The following is a 1,855-nucleotide window of genomic DNA, read 5'->3' on the forward strand; positions in this document are numbered from 1 at the left end:
CGGTGTCGAAGATCCCGTCGTACTCGGACTCCGACGCGCAGGCGCTGTCCGAGGCGGCGTCTCAGCCCGTGGTGATCGATCCGCGTTCGGCGCCGTCCGGGATCCAGGCCGCCCCGTTGTTCACGATCATCGCCCTCTGGATCGGCGGACTCGCGCTCGCCCTCGTGCACAAGCCCGTGCCGGCATCGCGTCTCATGACGAGCTTATCGTCGCCGGCGCTCGCGGCACGGTCGGCCGCCACCTCTGCCGCGCTCGGCGCAGCGCAGGGACTGGTGCTGGCGGCGGTCGTGCTCATCGGACTGGGTCTTGCGCCCGGGGTGTGGGCCGGGTACGTGGGTGCATCCGTGTTCCTGGGTGCCGTGTTCGCCCTGCTGAACCAGGGTCTCGCGGCCGCCTTCGGCGCGGTCGGTCGCGCGTTGGCGCTGCTCGTGGCGATCGCCGCGCTCGCGGTGGGGATCGCCTCCTCCGTGCCGTCCGCACTACTCGGCATCGCGAGCCTGCTGCCCACGTCTCCGGCGCTCGCTGCCCTACGCGGGGCCGTCGGCGGCGACGCAGGTCTCGCGCTTCAAGCGTGCGCGCTCGCGCTGCTCTGGGCCGTCGTGGGCTTCGCTCTCGTTCTGGGAGGCGTGCTGGGGCGGCGGCGACTGCGGCTGGCGTGACTCGCGCCCGCTCGCGTGGCCTGCGGTCAGCCGAGGACGGCGGTGGCCGCGCGCAGAGCCAGATCCCGCCGCACGTCGAGCTCATGCGCGGCATCCGCAGGCAATTCGTCGACCGGGAACCAGCGCACGTCCTCGCTCTCGTCGCTCACCGTGACCGTGGCGCCGGGGTCGGCGATGGCGACGAACCCGATGTCCCAGTGCGCCGAGCACGCGAAGCGGCCGAATAGCTCGTGACGGTGCAGGTCGACGATCCGATCGGTGAGCAGAGTGAGTTCACGGATGCCCGACTCCTCGCGCGCCTCACGCAGCGCCGTGTCGGCGACCGACTCGTCCTCGGGCTCGACGTGCCCCCCGAACTGCACCCAGAATCCGCCCTTGCGGTGGAAGCACAGCAGAGTGCTGCGCAGATCCGGCGAGAACACGAAGCACGATGCGGTGATGTGCTCCGGTCCGCCGTCGCGGCGCAGCGCGGCATCCTGTCCCGACGCCACGAACCCGGCGAAGGCGTCGCGTTCGGTCGAGGGCGGGAGCGCGTCGAGCCGCCGGACGAGGTCGTCGTAGATCACCTCGTCATTGTGCTGCACCGCGCGCGTCGTCATCCACGCGCTCGGAGGGCGGAGACGACGTCGGTGGAGGTCAGCCGGTCGTAAATCGTGTGGGCGCCAGGCAGCAGGAGGGAGATCACCCAGAGCACGGGCAGCACGTAGGCGGCGACGAGCAGCCAGAGGACCCAGGCGGGGGTCGTTCCAGAGGCCGAGGTGTCGACGAGGGCGAACACGGCGACGTGTCCGATGATCCATGGCACGCCCAGCTTGAGCGTGTTGCGCAGCAGCGCCCACGGGAACGACAGGCGCTCGTTGCGCCGCACCACCCGGAGCCGGAGCGCCAGCTTGCCGGGCGTCGCCCCGCGGGCATGCGATTCGCACCATGCGGCCGCCAGCACGATGGGCACCACCACAGTGAGTCCGATCAGGTTCTGTGCGAGCGCGCCGGTGAGCTGGATGGCACCGGCCAGGTGCAGAGGGATGCCCACGGCCGCGACGACGGCGACCCATCCGAGCATGCAGCACCAGTCGATGGCGAACGCGACCAGACGACGCCATCTCATCCGAATACCGTAGCGGTCCCGGGTGCTCGGCACTCCCCGCTCGCCGTTCCGTCTCAGCGTGGGGACGCGGGGTCGCGGGCTGGGCCGT

The 1,855-nt window shown here is 71.3% G+C and carries 2 protein-coding genes and 1 pseudogene; 1 reads left to right on the forward strand and 2 read right to left on the reverse strand.

The window, feature by feature from the left end; genetic code table 11:
- Positions 1-659 (forward strand): annotated as a pseudogene (locus VHB92_RS06800) (hypothetical protein); the annotation flags it as partial.
- 26 nt (positions 660-685) lie between these two features.
- Here VHB92_RS06800 and VHB92_RS06805 read toward each other — a convergent pair.
- Both VHB92_RS06805 and VHB92_RS06810 read right to left on the reverse strand, forming a co-directional pair.
- Entirely contained in the window at positions 686-1,258 is a 573-nt protein-coding gene (locus VHB92_RS06805; RefSeq protein ID WP_325452713.1) for an NUDIX hydrolase, read from the reverse strand.
- A complete protein-coding gene (locus tag VHB92_RS06810; RefSeq protein WP_325452715.1) occupies positions 1,255-1,767 on the reverse strand; it encodes an RDD family protein in 513 nt (170 codons plus the stop codon). Before VHB92_RS06810 ends, VHB92_RS06805 begins: the two co-directional genes overlap by 4 nt.
- Positions 1,768-1,855 lie beyond the last annotated feature (88 nt).

Source organism: Humibacter sp. (genome assembly GCF_035547335.1).
GTDB lineage: Bacteria > Actinomycetota > Actinomycetes > Actinomycetales > Microbacteriaceae > Humibacter.

Excerpts from the sequence above, each read along its gene's own strand:
- VHB92_RS06805 (WP_325452713.1), bottom strand. The coding sequence starts at position 1,258 with ATGACGACGCGCGCGGTGCAGCACAATGACGAGGTGATCTACGACGAC.
- VHB92_RS06810 (WP_325452715.1), bottom strand. The coding sequence starts at position 1,767 with ATGAGATGGCGTCGTCTGGTCGCGTTCGCCATCGACTGGTGCTGCATG.